Raw genomic sequence first — 18,761 nt, 5'->3', positions numbered from 1 at the left:
ACCTCTAAATATACTTTCTCAGATTTATGTGTATGCGGCCCTTTTTGGTCGAGCCGTTAATACCCGAAAGAATGTACCTTCCGCAGCCTCTCACCGAGAGGATATCTCCCTCTCTCACTTCGTGTGAGACCGAAGAAACGGGAAAGTGGTTTACCTCCACCTTGTCCGAACGGATAAGAGCAGCAGCCTTTTCACGGCTGACATTTGCCGCAGCCCCTACTACGCAGTCAAGGCGCAGCGATGCGACAGTTCCGCTGATATCCTGAAATTTCTGAGCATTTTCCAGCTCAAATGGCTTGTCATCGGATATTTTAACTCCGACCCTGCCGATCTTTGAGACCGCAGACATGATAAGCTTTGCCGCCACCTCAGTAACAAAGGTCTGCGCAGTTCCCTCCTCTGCGGCGATATCGCCGATGGCTTCGCGTTTGAGCTGCTGAGCCATAAAAGAGCCGAGGAAGTCTCTGTGCGTGAGCTTGTCCTCATTACGATAGCTGAAGGTGAGGCATTTCATAGGGAAATCATCTCTGATATACTCCTCGCAGTAATCGGGGTATATCGCAAGTATCTTTCTTCTGGCATTCTCATATCCGCCCCATAGCATATACCTTAGCCCACCAGTGTTCTTTCTGCACCACATCTCAGCCTCAGTGCACTGACGCTCGTCGAGAAATGATGAGAACTGAGCCGTCCCGTCTCTTTCACAGAGCGAGACCATATCCCCCAGCCTTGCAACAAATAGCTTATCCGACTGATCGTTCATCAGATGAATACGCCGTTGTTCTCCAGCTCGCCAACAAGATCCTCGCCGATAAATCCGACATTATATGGAGTAATGATATATGTCAGGTTAGCAACAGGCTTGAGGCTTCCGCCGTTTGCATAAGCAACACCAACAAGGAAGTCAATGATTCTTCTCTTATTCTCAGGAGAAGCTGTTTCAAGATTAAGAACTACTGTCTTCTTTGCGATAAGGTGATCTGCGATCTGCTTAGCGTCTGTGAAAGCAGAAGGCTTTACGAGAACTACCTGAAGCTGTGCAGTAGTCTGGATATTTACGACCTTGTTTCTTCTGCCTGTGCCCGGAGCACTTGTCTCATTCACAGGAGCATCGTCCTGATCGGAAGGCTGGAAACCGCCTCTCTCACGCTCATGACGTACTGGTACATCAGCTTCAAAATCATCATCATCTGCAGCAAAGAAAAAATCTTTAATACCGTCAAAAAGTTTCATCTTAATACTCCTTCTCCGCATTCTTTGTTTTTATATATTTCTCTTCACAGGATCAATGCGGAGCATCCCGTGTTGATATTCAGCGTTCCGCTGGAAGTTACTTGGAATAGTCTCTTGCGCCGAAAAGTCCCGTACCTATGCGCACGAGAGTTGAGCCGTACTTAATGGCTTCGGCGTAATCATGAGTCATACCCATAGAGAGCGTATCCATATCGGGGTACTGAGTCTTTACGCTGTCGTAAAGCTCCTTCATACGTCCGAGGAAGATATCGCTTTCGCCCGGCGGCGGGATAGTCATAAGCCCCCTTATCCTGATGCCGTCAAGCTCTTTAAGTCCTTCGATCAGCTCATTCAGCTCACTCGGTGCTACTCCGCTCTTGGAGTCCTCACCGCCGATATTTACCTCACACAGGATATCCATCGTCCTGCCGTTCTTAACGGCGAGGCGGCTTATCTCCTGTCCGAGTTTAATGCTGTCAACGGACTGTATCATACTTACCGAATTTATGATATATTTAACCTTGTTTGTCTGTAAATGACCAATGATCTGCACCTCAGCCGACTTGTCATAGAAGTCAGCCTTCGAGAGATACTCCTGTACTCTGTTTTCACCGAGAAGATCAATACCAAGCTCTATGGCATGGTTAATAGCTTCGGGAGCAACAGTTTTTGTTACAGCCATGATGCGGACATTGTCCTCAGGGCTTCGGTATTTCGCCTTAGCCTCTGCGCATCTCTCTCTTATTATGTGCAAATTCTCGTCGATATAAGCGAGATCGTTACTTTTCATTCTCTTTCTCGACCTCCTCGATCATAATATCATCGTAAAGCGCAAGATACTCAGGATCGTCAGTTACCTCAGAGAGAACGTAATCGCTTCCCTCATAGACTACCTTTATCTTTTTAAATAGTATCTGTTCACCCTTGCGGATATATACACCCTTGCTGGTAAGCGTCTTTTCGGCCTCATTTCCGTCCTGGTCGGTATACGTTGTCTTTACGTCGGCAAAACGTATAGCCTCTCGCGGAACTTTAAGCCCTGTGTACTCACCCTTGATAAGCTCCACGATCTCAGCTCTGTGCTGTACCAGCTCGTAATTGAACTTATCACACGATATTATGATTATACTTTTATTTTTGCTTTCATCACGGATATCCGTGATCTGAGCAGGATAAGCTTCCGCAGAAGAATCAAATCTCAGCTTTACTTCATCGCCGATAGCGTACTCCTTTTTGGAGTTATCGGCAACCAGCGCAAGGTACCAGCCGTAGCCGTCGATAAGCTTTCCGACAACGTTTGGAGCTGTGGATTTTCTGTCGGTTATCTCGTCCAGCATAGAGACCGTAAGGCTGTCAAGGTTCTTTGTCGTGAGCTTGTCCTCATAGCCGTCGATATAACTTGCAAAATAAGCAGAGCGCTTTGCGGATATAGTTTCCTGCGAAACCACCATTTTTGCATCAAGCTTTGCAATTTCCGACTGTATATCTGATATCTTCTGGCTGAAGCCCTGTACCTCTTCGGTTATTATCTGATAGGTACTTAGCTTTACAAGAAGCTCTTCACTTACCTCGTCAAGGGTCTCATAATCGCCCATATCCCTGGAATAGATGAGCCTTCGGTAATTCTCGTCGATACTTTCTGAAAGATTTGCAGGCTGTGCCGATTCGAGAGTACCGGGGTTCTGTATCTTCTGAAGGATAGCGAGCTCTTTTTCCAGCTTAGCCTTTTCGTGCTTTATGCTCAGCTGCTCGTCCGATGGATAAGCCTCGGCAATGACAGTGCCGTTGCCGACTCTTCCGCCGTCAGACACATTATAACTGAGAACGCCTTCGCCGCTGTAGAGGATTATCTCCTCATCCCTGATGAATACTCCCTTGTATTCCTTTGAGGATACTGCGGAAGCCGTCAGAGCCGAGACGGTATTGCTCTCTCTGTTGCGAAAATTATAGACTATGCTGATAAAGATTATCAGAAGCAGCACAAGGACAACGTTCCTCAGGAGCTTGACCATAAAGCTGCCTTCCGATCTGGCAAATCGCATTCAGATCACCCTTAGTCGTTCTTTTCCGAAGCGTCAAGAATAGAAACTGATCTTGCCGGGATGATCGTTGATATAGCGTGCTTGTAAACCAGCTGCTGCTTGCCTTCACAGTCGAAGATAGCTACATAGCTGTCAAAGCCTCTTACCATACCCTTGAACTGGAATCCGTTAGTAAGGATAATAGTTACCATGATCTTGTCTTTTCTGCACTGATTAAGGAAAACATCCTGCAGATTAATAGTTTTGTTCATACACATTCTCCTATCTGATTTATTTGTTTACGTGTACATCTGTACGGGTAAAATTATTTTCCAAATAGCTCGCATAGAAATACACACATTACATTATATCACACTTCAAAGTGTTTGGCTATAGTTTTTTTGCATTTTTCTAATATTTCAATTTTTTTATTAAATGTATCAGGCATTATCCACTCAATACGCTGATTTCTTCTGAACCATGTGAGCTGACGCTTTGCGTAATGTCTGGTCTCCTGCTTGATATCTGCTATGCAGTCCTCAAGAGCTCTTTCCCCCTTGAAATAGGGAATAAGCTCTTTATAGCCTATAGCGTTTGCGGCAGTTTTCATGCCTCTCTCCAGCCAGAGCTGCCTCGCCTCCTCAACAAGCCCTGCCCTGACCATTTCATCGACGCGCAGGTCTATGCGGTCGTAAAGTGTCTGCCTGTCCTCATAGTTCAGCCCTATAATAAGTGAATCATAAGGACTTTCCACCATTTTGCTCTCACGTTTCAGCTCGCTGAACTTCCTGCCCGTAACGTGACAGACCTCAAGTGCGCGAACTACTCTCACCAGATTATTGGGGTGTATGCCCTCTGCGGCTTTTGAATCAAGCTCCGCAAGCCTTGCATGGAGTGCCTCGTTGCCCTGTTCTTTTGCAAAGGCGTACAGCTCCTGACGGTAAATCTCATCGCTGCCTCCCTCGGAGAACTTCACATTCTCAAGGAGCGAGTCGATATAAAGTCCTGTGCCCCCTACTATAATAGGAAGCTTTCCCCGTGAGAGTATCTCCTGTATCTTCTCATTTGCAAGCTGAACATAGTCCGCGGCACTAAAGCTCACATCTCTGTCAAGGAAATCCATAAGATGATGGGGAATCCCCTGTTTTTCCTCTTCCGTTGGCTTTGCGGAGGCTATGTCCATACCCTTGTATATCTGCATGGAATCGGCGGAGATGACCTCTCCGCCGTAAATCTTTGCAAGCTCAACGCCCAGCCATGTCTTGCCCGAAGCCGTAGGACCGACTACCGCAAGCACAAAGGGCTTATTGTTCTTTTCGTTCATTATCAATTTCTCCCGACTGTATGCGTTTTATGCTTTTTTTAAGCTTTGCATTTTTCCTCAGCTTTACCGTGATGACCACCGCGATTGTAATTACTGCAAGGCCTGTTAACACCGCAGGCACAAGCACCAGCATGAAATAAGGCGGTCCATTATTCACATCACAGGTCAGACTGCTGCCGTTTGCCGCTATCGTGTACTCAGGCATACCCCAAAATGATTTTTTGATATCGGCCTCGTTGGTGATACCGAGGATATTTCCGTCTTTATCACAGTAAGCGACTTTTATACTGCTGAAATGATTGAACAGCGTGCTGTTTTCTTCTTTCAGCCTGAATATTACAGTAATACTGTCATAAATATCCGCCTTTTCAAAAACTGCGCAGTTATGGCGCAGGAGCATACTTGTATAGCAGCCTTCTTCATATTTCGCAAGTTCACAGTCTTTGTCCACTCCAAGCAGCTTCCCGTTTTCTTCATTGAGGTCAATGACGTACTTGTCGTTCTTTTTGTCCTTTACGAGAATATCCGCAAATGCCGTACCCTCGGGAGCATTTTTCAGTGTTATATTCTGATGAAGGGTATCAACGTCCCATGCAAAGGCGTTGGTTCCGCCCATAAAGCACATTATTACTGTGAAATATACTGCGATGAATGCTTTAACTGCTCGTTTCATAGTTACTCCTTACGTTCTTTTGAACTGATGTGAGATATTGCTCTTTGTCATAGTAAACATTACAGGTCTGCCGTGAGGACAATGGCGTATACGCTCGTCGAAATACACCTGCTCCGCAAGAGATTGCAGCTCGGTTATATCGTTCTTGTCATTGCCCTTTATTGCGGATTTGCAGGCAACTGTATGTAGCATATCGTCCAGCATATGAGACTGTGGGTCGTGGCTGTACATACGGAGATTATTGGCTATCTCGGAGATTATGTCCTCCATGTCAAGCTCCATTATAAATGTAGGGACTGCCGTTGCAACTACGCAAGGCTTCTCGGAAAAGTCGAATGTGAATCCCAAGTCCGCAAGAAGCTCCTGATTTGCTTCAAGTGCGCTTATCTCGTCACCTGTGAGCAGCACACGAACTCCCGTAAGGAGCTGCTGGCTGTACTGCCTGCAGTTGCGGCTTTTCAGTCGCTCGAAGATTATACGCTCATGAGCAGCATGTTTGTCTATCATTATCATGGTATCGTCACCTACCTCGGCAACGATGTAAAGTCCGAAGGCTTCACCGATAACACGTATCTTAGGCTTTTCAGTCCATACGGACTCCTCTTTCTTTTCCTCGACAGGCTTAGGTGCTTCAGGCTGTGCGGCAGTAAATGCCTGCTGAGTGATATAGCTGAATCCCTCAACAGCAGCAGGCGGCTCGGGTTCGCTGACCGCTACAGACTCCGGAGCTTTTACGCTCTCAGTCACCTGCTCCGCTTTCGGAGCCTCTATGACTTCCCGTACAGGCTCGGGCTTTTCATATACGGGAACTGCCGCCTGTATAGGCTTTGGCTCGTCATATGCTGTGCTCGGCTTTATATCCGCAGTATATGGCTTTTCCTCGACCTCTCTCTGCACAGGCTGAACAGGCGCGGATACAGCCGCAGGAGCTTCAGCCAGTTTTTTCTCTGTCTCCTCTATCTTGTCAACGGGAGTGAACAGGAATTCCTGCTGTATCATCTCCTCCTGCTCAGGCGCAGGTTTTGTCCAGTCTGCATGAGGCTTCAGCTCAAACTCGTAGATAAGACCGTCCTTCATCATAGCGTTCTTCACAGCGAAATAAACCGCGTCCGATACGGATTTTTCGTTAGTAAAGCGCACCTCTGCCTTTGTGGGGTGGATATTTACGTCCATAGTGCTTGGCGGCAGATCTATGAGAAGTACGCAGGCAGGGAACTTTCCTGTCATTATCATGTTAGTGTATGCATTTTCCAGAGCCGCAGAGCAAAGCCTTGAGCGGACATATCTTCCGTTTACGAAGAAATTCTGGAAAGCACGGTTATTCTTGGAGTACAGAGGCTTTATCACGTATCCGCCCACATGGACTCCCTCATATTCATAGTCAACGGGCATGAGGTCACGGGCAAAATCTCTGCCGTAAACCGCATATACTGCCGAAAACAGCTCCCCGTCACCGCTTGAATTGAACTCAGTGCGGTTGTCGCGTATAAAGCGAAAAGCTATGTCAGGGTGTGACATAGTTATCTTCTGGAGTATACTGCTTACCGCATTTGCTTCGGTAACGTCCTTTTTCATGAACTTGCGCCTTGCAGGGACATTGTAAAAAAGGTCACGGATAATTATAGTAGTGCCGTCGGGACAGCCGCTCTGCTCATGGGAGCTCTCAACACTTCCCTCGATGGTATAGAGTGTGCCGTAAAGCTCTTCCTTCTGCTTTGTCATTATCTCCACACGGGCAACTGCTGCTACAGACGCAAGTGCTTCACCGCGGAAGCCGAGAGTGAGGATATTTTCCAGATCCTCCTTTGCACTTATCTTGCTTGTGGCATGGCGAAGAAACGCCTTTGGTACATCGTCAAAGGACATTCCGCAGCCGTCATCTGTGACGCGCATATATGTAGTTCCGCCGTTTTTTATCTCCACTGTTATATGAGTCGCCCCTGAGTCTATGGAGTTCTCCACAAGCTCCTTTATGACCGATGAGGGACGCTCGATGACCTCACCTGCGGCGATGAGTTCGGATATTTCCTTGCTTAGGACGTTTATTGGAGGCATTGCTTACTTCCTTTCTGATATGGAACGCGGTTCAGACCAGCTTGATATCCTTATGCATTATGAGGACTCCGCCTGCATAAATATGATCGTCGGTATATGCTGCTGTGTCCATATGTCCGAACTGCTTTTCGGATACTATGGCTAACGGACAGACAGACGGTGCAGCTCCGTCCTTTATCTCCTGCTCTGTACGTATTCCGTCGCTTGTCTCAAACTCGGTCTGCACAGTGCGTGTTTTCGGGAGTATCCACAAAAGGCTTGCAATATTCTTCATCTTTGCGATAGCCTCGGTCTTGTATACGCCTCGCTCAGCAGCGACCTCTTCTTCCTTGAACAACAGAGTAAAGCTGTACTCCCTGTCGGCAGGGTAATTATTGCTGATATATCCGCGTATCTCGGAAAAGCCTTCATAGCCGAATATCATCTGCTTATAGTCATTTTCGCGGCTCTCGTCACTGCCTAGGACGAAGTTCTGCTCCAGCTTCTTCTGGTTGTACTCCAGTATATCCTCGATTGTTTCGTTTTCGCAGTTTCCTGATCCGCTTTTGAATTCAAGCCCTGCGTGTTTGATGTAAGCAAGAAGCTCCTTCATATTGTCATAATCCAGCTCCAGACGGCTGTATTCAAATGTCATTGAGATATATGCAGGCATATTTTTACCTCCGATTATATATTTATGAAATGCAGAGCCATTCCCTGCATTTAGAGTTGAGAGTTGAAAGTCATACACGGAACGCCGAGGGCGGCGTTCCCTACAGCGGCTAAGGGCTACTGCATAGCCTTGAGCATATCTTTCAGCAGCTCGCGGCATTCGCTGTCAGAAAGCTCATCGACATTGGTCTTTTCAAGCATATCCAGCGCAGCTTCCCTGCCCAGACTTCCGAAGCTTATCTGTCCGAAGTCATCATTCTTTATTACAGGACGCTCATTCTCGTGAGCCTTTTCCATTTCTTCAAGCAGCTCTCTTGCGCGGCTTACCACCTTTGCAGGAAGTCCTGCCAGCTTTGCAACGTCCACACCGTAGCTCTCGTCAACTCCGCCGCGGACTATCTTTCTAAGGAAGCGTATAGTGCCGCCGTGCTTGTTTACGGCGATACTATAGTTCTTGACGCCTTCAAGCTCATTTTCAAGTCCAATAAGCTCATGGTAGTGAGTAGCAAAAAGAGTCTTGCAGCCCAGCTTTTTCGAGGTGCAGATATGCTCGGCAACTGCACGGGCAATGCTTACACCGTCAAATGTGGAAGTACCTCTTCCCACCTCGTCAAGTATGACAAGGCTGTCCTTTGTGGCATTTTTGAGGATATCCGATACCTCGCTCATTTCCACCATGAATGTGGACTGTCCTGCGGTAAGGTCGTCGGAAGCTCCCACACGGGTGAATATCTTGTCAACTACCGATATCCTTGCGGAGTCGGCAGGCACAAAGCTTCCTATCTGCGCCATGAGGACGATAAGCGCATTCTGACGCATATATGTAGATTTACCCGACATATTAGGTCCTGTGATTATGGACATTCTGTCGGACTTGTTGTCGATATGCAGATCATTGGGCACGAACACCTCATCTGTGAGCATGAGCTCAACAACAGGGTGTCTGCCAGCCTTGATGTCTATAGCTCCGTCAAGAACGATATCAGGCTTTACGTACTGATTTCGCAGAGCCACATCTGCAAATGAGCACAGCACGTCCACGGAAGCTACCGCAGAGGCAGTTTTCTGTACAGCTTCAAGCTTTGTAGCAAGGAAATCGCGCACCTCCGAGAATATATCGGCTTCAAGGGCAAGAGCCTTGTCCTTTGCGCCAAGTATAGCATTCTCGGCATTTTTCAGCTCCTCTGTTATGAAACGCTCGGCATTTGCAAGAGTCTGCTTGCGTATCCACCCCTCGGGAATAAGGTCGTAGTAGGAGCGAGTAACCTCAAGATAGTATCCGAACACACGGTTGAAGCCTATTTTCAGGTTCTTGATGCCTGTAGCTTCCTTTTCGCGCTGCTCTATCTCGTCAATGATGCTGCGTCCGTTGTTCATAATATGACGGAGGCTGTCAAGCTCCTTGTTGAAGCCTTCCTTGATGACACCGCCGTCCTTTACGGATATAGGCGGCTCGTCCATAATGGCATTCTCCACAAGGTTCACAAGCTCGTCAAGAGTTGATATTTCGTCATTATATCGTGCAAGGAGCTTTGAATCCGACAGCTTTGCAAGCTCCTGCTTTATGAGGGGCAGCTGCATAGCCGTAGCAGAAAGGGACTTCAGGTCGCGGGGATTTGCGCTCTTATACATTACCTTGGTCATAAGACGCTCAAGGTCGTAAACTCTGTCCAGCAGGTCTGTAAGGTCAGCAAGCACAACGCTCTTGCGGTAAAGAGCTTCAACAGCGTCAAGACGCTCGATTATCCTTGCAGGGCTCTTCAATGGCTGCTCTATCCAGTTTTTGAGGAGTCTGCGTCCCATTGAAGTCTTTGTGGAGTCCAGCACCCACAGCAGCGAGCCTTTTTTCTCCTTGCTGCGGAGAGTCTCCGTAAGCTCAAGATTTCGCCTTGCATTGAGGTCAAGTCCCATGAACTGATCTCCGCTGAGTATATCTATGGCAGTAAAACGGGATACCGAGGTTTTCTGGGTATCGTTTATGTAATCGAAAAGTCCGCATACTGCCGCACAGTCTGCTCCGTCCTCGCTTATGCCAAGCTCTGTCACGGATTTTACGCCGAAAACGGCTGTTACCGTATCGCGTCTGGCTGACGGAGTGAAGCATATTGTATCTCTCAGCGTCACCGCGCACGAAAGACGTACCTTTACAAAATTCGCTGCATTTTTTAGTGAGAGGAAATTCTCGGGGAATATTATCTCCGCAGGTCTGCAACGTGAAAGCTCGTTGATGACACCTGCTTCCAGATCCTTGCCCTCAAAGAAGCTGAGAGCCGCATCACCTGTGGAAATATCCGCAGAAGCAACACCGCAGGAATCCGTATCCTTATCGTAGAAGATACTGCATATGTAGTTGTTGCTGCCGTCGTCCAGCATACTACTCTCGGTCAGCGTACCCGGAGTTACCACGCGGATAACATCACGCACTACTATGCCCTTGGTCTCGGCAGGGTCTGTGAGCTGTTCGCAGACAGCCACCTTGAAGCCCAGATCTATGAGCTTCTTTATGTACATATCCGCCGCATGATAAGGTACTCCGCACATAGGCGCACGTTCTTCCAGTCCGCAGTCCCTGCCTGTGAGCGTAAGCTCCAGAGCCTTTGAGACCGTTACGGCATCGTCAAAGAACATCTCGTAGAAGTCGCCGAGGCGGAAGAAAAGAATACAATCAGTGTACTTGTCCTTGACCTCGAAGTACTGCTGCATCATGGGAGATATTTTACTTCTGTCGATTTCCATTGGTTTAGCTCCTTTTATTTAAAATACTATGCTCTCGCACAACGTCACATTCTTTTCAGAAATGCCATCAAAAATCCTATAACGATAGCTAATGTCACCAGCACTGCCACAATTACTGAGTTTTTCTTCTGAATTGACTGCATATCCCTTGTATTATTGTCATTTACAGGGATATTGTGCAGTTTAGCCCACCTTACAAGGTCGCCGCAGCCGTCGCAAGATTTGTTCAGAGATGTTATCTTAGTGCCGTTTGACATTATTTTAAGGTTATTGATCGCAGCACCTTTTATCTCTGATATCTCACTATAGCTGTAAGTCCTGCCCTTGACGGTGATGCTGTCGCCGTTTACTTCGGCTATGTCGGTCTTTTCTATCTTTGAAGCATATACCATGCAGTATATGGCATAAAATAGGGCAACAAACGCAAAAATAATTCCTGCTGTCTGTAAACTTGCATTAGGTCGTACAGAACGGATAAGTATAAGAGCCGCACAGGCTATTGTACAATAGCCTATCTGCCTTGTCTGCTTTACAGTATCATCGCAGTACCCCAGCTTGAAGCTGTAAGGCGGCTCACCTGCGCTCGAAGAGTTTATGATCTCATTTACTGCTGAGATCTTTTCGAGCAGCCTGTTATTTATGTTGTTACTGTCAGCCATAGCTTTTTATCAGTGACAGCCTGCGCATGATGCACAGCTTCCCGTGCAGCCTGTCTCAGGTATCTGACAGGTCTCGGGATCTTCGCCGTTTGCACAGAGGCTTATTATTTGCTGAACATTTGAGACCAGCTTTTCAAGAGCTTGCTGTGCCCCTGAGAAAACTATCATCTTCGGGTTCTTCATTATCTTGTTGTATACAGTCTTGAGCTCTGTATCAAGCGCCTTGATATTGTCAGAATCAGGCTCTTCCGCACTCATAGCAGTACCTAAATTCATGCGGAGATCTTCAAAGTGAGCGATATCCTCCTGAAGCTCCTTATCCTCATCGTTTGCCTGCTTTGCAAGCATATAAGCTGTGTATCTGTCGTCCTGCTGGATAGCCTTTCCAAGCTCTCTTGTCATTTCCATAATATCCATTTTAATAATTCTCCTTAAATATATTTTATTTCAGACTTAACCCATATAATCGAGATAAAGCTCGTCAAATTCCTCAGTTTCGCCATTGGGGTGTGAGAAATATGATTTTACGCTTCCGTCCTCGTACCTTGTAGCATATACAACATCAATGTATCTGATTCCCTTTTCTTCAAGCACCTTTTCGTAAGACGGTGTATTTTCATCAATAGTGAAATCATAACTGCCTGATGACTTTAAGTTACCGTTGTCCCATTTAAAGTAATTAATGCTTGCAGCACCCATGTGTCCCCATACGATAACGAAATCGCCTGTGTTTTCGTCATATGCGAATGATGTATGACCTCCGCCGATAAGACCGAGATCATCTGCACCGTCCTCTGCATCGACCTGATATACGTGTATTTGGAAATCAGCCTCGCAGGTGCCGTATTTCAGCAAAAGCTCGGGGATACCGTCTGCATCGAGATCACGGAAACCAAATTCGATACTTGCTATACCGTCGTTATTGGCAGCTGTCTCCTCAAAAACAGTCTTTATAACGCTCTGATAGATAGCAGGATACATATCCATCAAGCCGCCTGCGGATACATTGCCGTCAGGCTCTGTAGTTGTCACAGCAGGGGCTGTAACTATTTCCGGCGTAACCGCCTCAACAGCAGTCTCGACCTCTGTAGTTGTTTCCTCAGCAGCTGTTGTCGATGCTTCTATGGCAGCCGTAGTTGTTTCGCTTTTGGCTTTGCCTTCCTTTTGTCCTATCAGACCGCAGCCTGTAAGCACAACCGCTGCAAGGCATGATATTGCAATAATTCTTTTCATTTTATTATCCTTTCTTTATTTTTCCTGCAACAGCCCAGTTCATAGCGTCAGTTATCTCAACATCAACGAACTGTCCTATAAGCGAGCTGTCACCCTCAAATTCCACTATAATGAATTCGTTGCTCTTACCTGTGAGATATCCCTGCTTCTTTTTTGATACATCGTCCGCAAGAACTCTCATAGTCTTTCCTATAAAGCGCTTGTAATGTTCCGAAGACACCTCTCGCTGAACGCTGAGAAGCTCTCTCATGCGCTGACCCTTTTCCTCATCGGATATACCGTCGTGCATCTCCGCAGCCTTAGTTCCCGAGCGCTTTGAATAGATAAACGAGTAGATATTGTCATATCTGACCTTTTTAATAAGATCAAGTGTCGCTTTGAATTCCTCATCGCTCTCATCGGGAAATCCCACGATAAGGTCGGTAGTAAGTGAAAATTCAGGATCGCGGCTGTAGATATAATCCACTATGCCGAGATACTTTTCTATATCGTAATGCCTGTTCATTCTGAAAAGCACATCGCTGCTTCCGCTTTGTACGGGCAGATGCAGATGCTTTGCGACTTTCTCACACTCAAATATAGTATCGATAAGCTCCTTTGAAGCGTCCTTTGGGTGAGATGACATAAATCTTATTATGAAATCCCCCTCTATACTGTCGAGCTCGCGTAGAAGCTGCGGGAAGCTCATTCCGTTTTCAAGGTCCTTGCCGTAGGAATTGACATTCTGACCAAGAAGCATTATCTCTTTATAGCCATTCTGAACAAGTCTGCGCACCTCTTCGATTATATCCTCAGCATGGCGGCTGCGCTCGCGTCCGCGGACATAGGGTACTATACAGTAGGTACAGAAATTATTGCAGCCGAACATTATAGGAACAGAAGCCTTGAATCTGCTGTCGCGTACCTGCTCCGCCGCCTCGGAAAAATCATCGTATTCACTGATATCAGCCGAAAAACGTGCTCCGTGAAGAGCCTCCAGAAGCAGCTTCGGCAGAGCATTTATAGCGGAAGTTCCAAGAACTATATCCACCTGCGGATAGGACTTGCGTATCTTCTCCGCAATATGGCTCTGTGCAGTCATGCAGCCTGCTATACCGATAATGAGCGACGGTTTCAGCTCCTTTAGCTTCTTCATACTTCCCACTATGCCGAAAACTCTGTCCTCCGCACTTTCGCGCACCGCACAGGTGTTAAGTATGATAAGGTCGGCTTCATGCTCGTCCTCAGTGAAGATATACCCCATTTTCTGCAGGAGTCCCTTTATCTTTTCTCCGTCGGAAACATTGAGCTGACAGCCAAAGCTCCTGACATAAGCCTTTCGCTCCTTGTCTCCGAGAAGTCCGTTTATTTCTTTTATCGCTGCGGTATTGTCATTCAATTGCAGTACCTCGCCTTCCAAAAAATCCTGTAATAAATAATTATACCATATAATATAGTATATTTCAAGTACCGAAAACCGTAAAAAAGGATAAAGAATTTTTTCATTCCTGCCGCAATTATCAGCGTATATGAAATACTGACGCTTATAGAAACGCCGTTTACTTTGAAGGTCTGAATTATCCGATCACAAAAAGCTGAACGCGCAGTTGCAAACGCTTTGTAAATTGACGATCATATTTAACTATAAATTCAGCACAAATGAGGAGAAAAACTATATCAAACGTAAATTCATAAACAAAAAGATTGACTTCCAAATCAGTTGAGAGTAAAATGTGTTTTGATAAATAATTCTTTTTATGTAACCGGTTTTATACTCACATTACATTTGTCAAATTATTTACCAATATATCTTATAAGGGAGGATTCTATGATGAATTCAAAAAAAGCTGTTGCAAGCATTATGGCTGCGCTCTCATTAGTAACTGTCCCATTTGCCGCTTTAGATAGCAGCATTCCTGTTGTAACACCTGTCACAGCATCTGCTGCATCAAATGAGCCAACAATGTGGATAAAAGACAAAAATAACAACCGTCTCAAAATAGCAATTTCAGAATACGGTTACGCTAAGGTAGTTGGCGGACGCATCTATGGTGAGATATTATCTGTTCCTGATTCTGTTACCTACCTCGGCAAACAGTACAAGATCACACATATCGCAGACTACGCTTTCCAGAATGACAGCAATCTCCTCGGAGTTGATCTGAGAGCATCAAGTTCACTGTCATATATCGGTTATAACGCATTTGAGGGATCAGGTGTTGAAACTGTATATCTCGGAAACGCTCAGGAGCTTGTTCAGAATGATGCATTCAGAAACTGTACATCTCTCTGGAAGGTCGATCTCAGCTCTTCAAATCTCCGTTGGATCTATAACGGAGTTTTCAGTGGATGCACAAGTCTTACAAATTTACAGCTTCCAAATATTCTTACAGGTATAGGTGCCTGCGCTTTCCAGAATACAGGCATATCAAGCATAATTATCCCACAGACGGTAACAGGAATACAGTACCGTGCTTTCTTCGGCTGTAATAACCTTAGCAGAGTAGAATTTGAAGGCAGCCCTTCAAATCAGTATGAATTAAGACTTTATTCCGAGTCATTCACAAACTGCCCTTCACTCACATCTGTTGTTTTCAACCGTTCAAAATTCAACGCTGACATTGATGTATTCACAACTCAGAATCGTGTATATGATGCATCAAAAGGAAGATATGTCCCTGAATATACTATCAATCCTAATGTATCAATGACAGGTTACGGTATCAACGGCTCTTCAAATGCAGGCATCAATTCTTATGTTGATTCTGTATGCAAGAAGCTCCTCAGAAAGTGGAACATTTCTTACAACAGAAATGCACCTGAGCGTGATAAGATGCAGACTATCAAGGATCTTGCTCAGCATATAGACGAATATATGGAACGCAACCCTATCAATGAAGACGGTAATGCTGCAACAGTATTAAGCTTATTAAATTCTGCTTGCGGCGGTTTTGCAAGAACCTTCTATCGCTGCGCATTACTTATGGGCATGAATGAAAATGAAGTTCTTATCGGCGGTGACGGACACTGTCACGCATGGAACTATATAAAGAATCACGGCGAATGGTTTGTAGTTGACTGCGGATGGGATTGTTTCATCGGAAATAATGCAACCGAACATGTAGTAACTTTCGATCAGTATGAGACATTCCTCAAGAATACACGTGCCTTCCAGCAGTCACTTGCTGATTCAATGGTATACAATCCAACTGATTTCCATACAATTGCAGAGTGGATAGTATGCAACTATACTACATCAGGTGCTTCTGATGAATCACAGTACAACAACGTAGATATCAGAGATAAGGTACTTACTTACCTTAGCAGAAACAATCTCGGACCTATAGCATGATCGTATAAGATCATATAATGACAAAAAAGGACTTTCCGCAGCGGAAAGTCCTTTTTATTATAACTGATACGATTATCCTGAGTTCAAGCAATAGTCTTACTGCTCATTTTAAGATTATTTTAAGTTTTGAGTCATATAATGTAAAATGTAAAAGTGTATATTCCTAACGAAAGAGGGTTTAAATATGTTAAAAATCAAAAAGCTTGCAGCCTTAGCCGCTGCCTCTTTACTCGCAGCAATATCGATGTTTTCGTGTTCAGATGACGGACCTCCTGCCGATGCCAAGGAAATGAAGGTAACTTTCCTCGAAGCTGGCAAGGCTGATGCCATAGTTATACAGTCCGAAACAGGCACTGTTGTTATTGACTGCGGCGAAAAGGGTGACGGTAAAAAAATAGTAAATCTCCTCGAAGAAAGCGGCAGAACGTCTATTGATTACCTTATAATCACTCATTTCGATCAGGATCATGTAGGCGGAGCACCGAAGGTACTCAACAACTTAGAAGTCAAGAACCTTATAACCCCCAACTATGAGGGTAACAACGATGAATACAAGAAATTCGTCAAGACCTTGAATGAGCTTAACGTTCAGCCGCAAAAGATCACCGACGATCTCTCATTCTCACTTGACGATGTAAAATACACCATCTATGCTCCAGAAAAGGACTTCTACGGCGATAATGAAAGTGCCGAAAACAACTTCTCCCTCGTCACAAAGGCAGTTCACCACAAAAACACTCTGCTCTTCACAGGAGATGCTATGGAGGAAAGACTTGACGAGATCATGGATATAGGTCAGTGCACACTGCTGAAAGTCCCCTATCACGGCAGAAAGCTGGATAATCTGGGCGATTTCCTGAAAAAAGTCAAGCCTAAATGCGCTGTGACCTGCACTTCAACGTCCGAGTTTTCGGGAAAGACTCAGGAGCTTCTTGAAGCTATGAAGATACAATCCTATGCTACCTGCTACAATGGCGATATAACTGCTACAAGCAACGGTGCTGAAATAAGCTTTGAGACCGAAAGATAAATATATCAAACACAAAAAATTCAGAAGGGGAACTAAAAAATGCCTGATAACAACGAAAAAGAAATAATTTGCCAATTTAATTTTCGCAAGCCCAAATATTTTTACACAAAGCCAATATACAGCAACCACTTGAAAAAGCTTTTTCTGATCTTTAAAATACTGAGTATCATCTGCACTATAGCGATTATCGTACTCTTTTTGATGCTGATATTCAATCCTGTTTCTTCTTTTTATTCAATGCTTGTCATTCCGGTCCTTTTACTTGCATACACTGTGAAAGACTGCATTATCACACCGCTTCTTATGAGAAAAAAATACAAGAAGGTACACGCCGAAAACGAAGACCTTATTACGTATATATTTTACTCTGACAGTGTAAATATAAAAACGCCCACACTTAACACGACCTGCAATTACAGCAAGGTTGACCATTATATGGAGGACTCCAAACGTTTGGCTCTTTTCTTCGCACTCGGCAGAAATTTAGCCGTTGAAAAAAGCTCGTGTACCGAAGAACAGCTGAATTTCATCAGAAATATCGTTCCCGAAGAAAAGCAGAAGAAATACAAGAAAAAATCCTCAATAATGCTTATAATATATATCCTTCTCTACTGCATAGCTATATTTTACATTGGCAGTTCAATATTAAGTATCTACGACATCAATTAAAACTCCTATTACCTGAAGTATCCCAGCACTACATACGAATCATTTGAAAAATGTCTTGACCACGGCACTATCAAGGACGTTGTCATCATAAAGGATAAGTTTGTGGAATATACGTATACGGAACACGATAAAGATGAACGCTACTATACGGTATGCCCGAACAACATAAAAAAGCTTAAAACCGAGCTTGACGATGAAAATATCAGCTGGCAGTCAAAAGATGCAAAATACTGCATCAAAAAGCGCAGATGATCCGCGTATATCCGCTCAAAAGCACATTCCCAAAATAATAAATGAACAGGCTGTTAGTACTGCGCTGATATAGAAGTTTTTCGCCATAGTATTTCTGATATTCAGTCAGAAGTACTATGGCGTTTCTATTGACAGTGCAGAGATTTTATGCTATAATTGTTACTAACATAAACCCGGAATTTACAGAGGAGAATGCTTGTATGTACCATAAATCAATCATCGTGTTAGCTGGCTTGCTGACGGCTGATATTTTGTTAAGCAGCTGCGGAGAGCCAAATGTGAATACAAGTGATACTATTGTAGAAACAAACACAACTGATTCAACTACATCTTCCATTAACGCAGAAGTGTCAGTTCCGGTTATTGAAATTGGTGTTTCAGGCGAATTTCTGACATTCCCGTTCAAATATGAAGAACTTGAGAAATTGCTTGATCTATCTGATTGTCAGAATGTATATTTTGAAGAAAAAGGGTTCTCAGTATGTAACGTCTATCAGGGAATGAATCGTATCTGCACTCTTTTTGTTACCGGAAATGTTTCTGAACATACAGCGGAAACCCTTGTAACGCAAATCACCATTGACGATCCGTCGAACGGAATATTCACTCTGAACGGTTTAAAAGATGACAATCCTGAAGATTTCAAATCAATATTCGGGGAATCTGAAACAAAATCGGAGTATCTTTATGAGCACACCTGGGGAAATATCGTACTGTGTGTTCTGTTTGATAATGAAACGGGGAAAACAGATAGCATCCAGTTGTTGGACATGGATTATCCCTACTCCCTATAAATTCTGATTTATCTTATGAACCGTATAAAATACAATGCCCCGAAGCCTTTTGAAATGCTTCGGGGCAAAACTTCTATATCAGTACCGACCTTTAAAACTG

19 protein-coding genes are annotated in these 18,761 nt (G+C 44.8%); 5 read left to right on the top strand and 14 right to left on the bottom strand.

Annotation, left to right across the window (positions count from 1 at the left end; all coding sequences use genetic code 11):
* Nucleotides 1-4: 4 nt before the first annotated feature.
* The 14 genes from L870_RS0113875 to miaB form a co-directional block, all read right to left on the bottom strand.
* Nucleotides 5-763, bottom strand: coding sequence for a YlmH family RNA-binding protein (locus tag L870_RS0113875; protein WP_028518662.1), 759 nt, complete (start codon nt 761-763; stop codon nt 5-7).
* On the bottom strand, nt 763-1,233 hold the full coding sequence (locus L870_RS0113870) for a cell division protein SepF (RefSeq protein WP_028518661.1): 471 nt from the start codon (nt 1,231-1,233) through the stop codon (nt 763-765). The genes L870_RS0113875 and L870_RS0113870 overlap by 1 nt, the downstream gene beginning before the upstream one ends.
* A 97-nt stretch (nt 1,234-1,330) precedes the next feature.
* Nucleotides 1,331-2,023, bottom strand: coding sequence for a YggS family pyridoxal phosphate-dependent enzyme (locus L870_RS0113865; RefSeq protein ID WP_028518660.1), 693 nt, complete (start codon nt 2,021-2,023; stop codon nt 1,331-1,333).
* Nucleotides 2,013-3,275 carry a biotin/lipoyl attachment domain-containing protein gene (locus tag L870_RS0113860; RefSeq protein ID WP_028518659.1) on the bottom strand — a complete coding sequence of 421 codons (1,263 nt, stop codon included), beginning with the start codon at nt 3,273-3,275 and terminating at the stop codon, nt 2,013-2,015. Before L870_RS0113860 ends, L870_RS0113865 begins: the two co-directional genes overlap by 11 nt.
* A gap of 11 nt (nt 3,276-3,286) precedes the next feature.
* Nucleotides 3,287-3,526 carry an RNA chaperone Hfq gene (hfq, locus tag L870_RS0113855; protein ID WP_028518658.1) on the bottom strand — a complete coding sequence of 80 codons (240 nt, stop codon included), beginning with the start codon at nt 3,524-3,526 and terminating at the stop codon, nt 3,287-3,289.
* A gap of 98 nt (nt 3,527-3,624) precedes the next feature.
* Nucleotides 3,625-4,578 (bottom strand): tRNA (adenosine(37)-N6)-dimethylallyltransferase MiaA, encoded by a 954-nt coding sequence (gene miaA / locus L870_RS0113850; RefSeq protein ID WP_028518657.1) that lies wholly within the window; start codon nt 4,576-4,578, stop codon nt 3,625-3,627.
* Complete coding sequence (locus L870_RS0113845; protein ID WP_028518656.1) at nt 4,559-5,251, bottom strand: hypothetical protein; 693 nt, start codon at nt 5,249-5,251, stop codon at nt 4,559-4,561. Before L870_RS0113845 ends, miaA begins: the two co-directional genes overlap by 20 nt.
* Nucleotides 5,252-5,260: 9 nt before the next feature.
* Nucleotides 5,261-7,306, bottom strand: coding sequence for a DNA mismatch repair endonuclease MutL (mutL, locus tag L870_RS0113840; protein WP_028518655.1), 2,046 nt, complete (start codon nt 7,304-7,306; stop codon nt 5,261-5,263).
* 31 nt (nt 7,307-7,337) lie between these two features.
* Complete coding sequence (locus tag L870_RS0113835) at nt 7,338-7,958, bottom strand: hypothetical protein (protein ID WP_028518654.1); 621 nt, start codon at nt 7,956-7,958, stop codon at nt 7,338-7,340.
* A 116-nt stretch (nt 7,959-8,074) separates the two neighbouring features.
* On the bottom strand, nt 8,075-10,693 hold the full coding sequence (gene mutS / locus L870_RS0113830) for a DNA mismatch repair protein MutS (protein WP_028518653.1): 2,619 nt from the start codon (nt 10,691-10,693) through the stop codon (nt 8,075-8,077).
* A gap of 44 nt (nt 10,694-10,737) precedes the next feature.
* Nucleotides 10,738-11,352, bottom strand: a complete 615-nt coding sequence (locus L870_RS0113825) for a hypothetical protein (protein WP_028518652.1) — start codon at nt 11,350-11,352, stop codon at nt 10,738-10,740.
* Nucleotides 11,353-11,361: 9 nt separating this feature from the next.
* Nucleotides 11,362-11,769: a YlbF/YmcA family competence regulator gene (locus L870_RS0113820; protein ID WP_028518651.1), complete on the bottom strand. Its 408-nt coding sequence runs from the start codon at nt 11,767-11,769 to the stop codon at nt 11,362-11,364.
* Between the two features lie 36 nt (nt 11,770-11,805).
* Nucleotides 11,806-12,585 carry a hypothetical protein gene (locus L870_RS0113815; RefSeq protein ID WP_028518650.1) on the bottom strand — a complete coding sequence of 260 codons (780 nt, stop codon included), beginning with the start codon at nt 12,583-12,585 and terminating at the stop codon, nt 11,806-11,808.
* 4 nt (nt 12,586-12,589) lie between these two features.
* Nucleotides 12,590-13,963, bottom strand: a complete 1,374-nt coding sequence (miaB, locus tag L870_RS0113810; RefSeq protein ID WP_028518649.1) for a tRNA (N6-isopentenyl adenosine(37)-C2)-methylthiotransferase MiaB — start codon at nt 13,961-13,963, stop codon at nt 12,590-12,592.
* Nucleotides 13,964-14,392: 429 nt separating this feature from the next.
* Here miaB and L870_RS0113805 point away from each other — a divergent pair, with 429 nt between their 5' ends.
* The 5 genes from L870_RS0113805 (at nt 14,393) to L870_RS0113785 (ending at nt 18,661) form a co-directional block, all read left to right on the top strand.
* The gene (locus L870_RS0113805) at nt 14,393-15,916 is read left to right on the top strand and encodes a leucine-rich repeat protein (protein ID WP_080676461.1); all 1,524 of its coding nucleotides are present in this window, start codon (nt 14,393-14,395) and stop codon (nt 15,914-15,916) included.
* Nucleotides 15,917-16,100: 184 nt separating this feature from the next.
* Nucleotides 16,101-16,946: a ComEC/Rec2 family competence protein gene (locus L870_RS17800; protein WP_051411578.1), complete on the top strand. Its 846-nt coding sequence runs from the start codon at nt 16,101-16,103 to the stop codon at nt 16,944-16,946.
* A 39-nt stretch (nt 16,947-16,985) separates the two neighbouring features.
* Entirely contained in the window at nt 16,986-17,615 is a 630-nt protein-coding gene (locus tag L870_RS0113795; protein ID WP_028518647.1) for a hypothetical protein, read from the top strand.
* A gap of 102 nt (nt 17,616-17,717) precedes the next feature.
* On the top strand, nt 17,718-17,867 hold the full coding sequence (locus L870_RS19385; protein ID WP_155250205.1) for a hypothetical protein: 150 nt from the start codon (nt 17,718-17,720) through the stop codon (nt 17,865-17,867).
* 200 nt (nt 17,868-18,067) lie between these two features.
* Nucleotides 18,068-18,661 (top strand): hypothetical protein, encoded by a 594-nt coding sequence (locus L870_RS0113785; protein WP_028518646.1) that lies wholly within the window; start codon nt 18,068-18,070, stop codon nt 18,659-18,661.
* Nucleotides 18,662-18,761: the final 100 nt, after the last annotated feature.

The sequence above is a fragment of the Ruminococcus flavefaciens ATCC 19208 genome, from assembly GCF_000518765.1.
GTDB lineage: Bacteria > Bacillota > Clostridia > Oscillospirales > Ruminococcaceae > Ruminococcus > Ruminococcus flavefaciens.
This window is presented reverse-complemented; position numbering and strand designations above follow the sequence as displayed.

What these genes read in the sequence shown, in the direction of transcription:
- L870_RS0113875 (WP_028518662.1), bottom strand. Translation starts at nt 763, where the DNA reads ATGAACGATCAGTCGGATAAGCTATTTGTTGCAAGGCTGGGGGATATG.
- L870_RS0113870 (WP_028518661.1), bottom strand. Translation starts at nt 1,233, where the DNA reads ATGAAACTTTTTGACGGTATTAAAGATTTTTTCTTTGCTGCAGATGAT.
- L870_RS0113865 (WP_028518660.1), bottom strand. Translation starts at nt 2,023, where the DNA reads ATGAAAAGTAACGATCTCGCTTATATCGACGAGAATTTGCACATAATA.
- L870_RS0113860 (WP_028518659.1), bottom strand. Translation starts at nt 3,275, where the DNA reads ATGCGATTTGCCAGATCGGAAGGCAGCTTTATGGTCAAGCTCCTGAGG.
- hfq (WP_028518658.1), bottom strand. Translation starts at nt 3,526, where the DNA reads ATGAACAAAACTATTAATCTGCAGGATGTTTTCCTTAATCAGTGCAGA.
- miaA (WP_028518657.1), bottom strand. Translation starts at nt 4,578, where the DNA reads ATGAACGAAAAGAACAATAAGCCCTTTGTGCTTGCGGTAGTCGGTCCT.
- L870_RS0113845 (WP_028518656.1), bottom strand. Translation starts at nt 5,251, where the DNA reads ATGAAACGAGCAGTTAAAGCATTCATCGCAGTATATTTCACAGTAATA.
- mutL (WP_028518655.1), bottom strand. Translation starts at nt 7,306, where the DNA reads ATGCCTCCAATAAACGTCCTAAGCAAGGAAATATCCGAACTCATCGCC.
- L870_RS0113835 (WP_028518654.1), bottom strand. Translation starts at nt 7,958, where the DNA reads ATGCCTGCATATATCTCAATGACATTTGAATACAGCCGTCTGGAGCTG.
- mutS (WP_028518653.1), bottom strand. Translation starts at nt 10,693, where the DNA reads ATGGAAATCGACAGAAGTAAAATATCTCCCATGATGCAGCAGTACTTC.
- L870_RS0113825 (WP_028518652.1), bottom strand. Translation starts at nt 11,352, where the DNA reads ATGGCTGACAGTAACAACATAAATAACAGGCTGCTCGAAAAGATCTCA.
- L870_RS0113820 (WP_028518651.1), bottom strand. Translation starts at nt 11,769, where the DNA reads ATGGATATTATGGAAATGACAAGAGAGCTTGGAAAGGCTATCCAGCAG.
- L870_RS0113815 (WP_028518650.1), bottom strand. Translation starts at nt 12,585, where the DNA reads ATGAAAAGAATTATTGCAATATCATGCCTTGCAGCGGTTGTGCTTACA.
- L870_RS0113805 (WP_080676461.1), top strand. Translation starts at nt 14,393, where the DNA reads ATGATGAATTCAAAAAAAGCTGTTGCAAGCATTATGGCTGCGCTCTCA.
- L870_RS17800 (WP_051411578.1), top strand. Translation starts at nt 16,101, where the DNA reads ATGTTAAAAATCAAAAAGCTTGCAGCCTTAGCCGCTGCCTCTTTACTC.
- L870_RS0113795 (WP_028518647.1), top strand. Translation starts at nt 16,986, where the DNA reads ATGCCTGATAACAACGAAAAAGAAATAATTTGCCAATTTAATTTTCGC.
- L870_RS0113785 (WP_028518646.1), top strand. Translation starts at nt 18,068, where the DNA reads ATGTACCATAAATCAATCATCGTGTTAGCTGGCTTGCTGACGGCTGAT.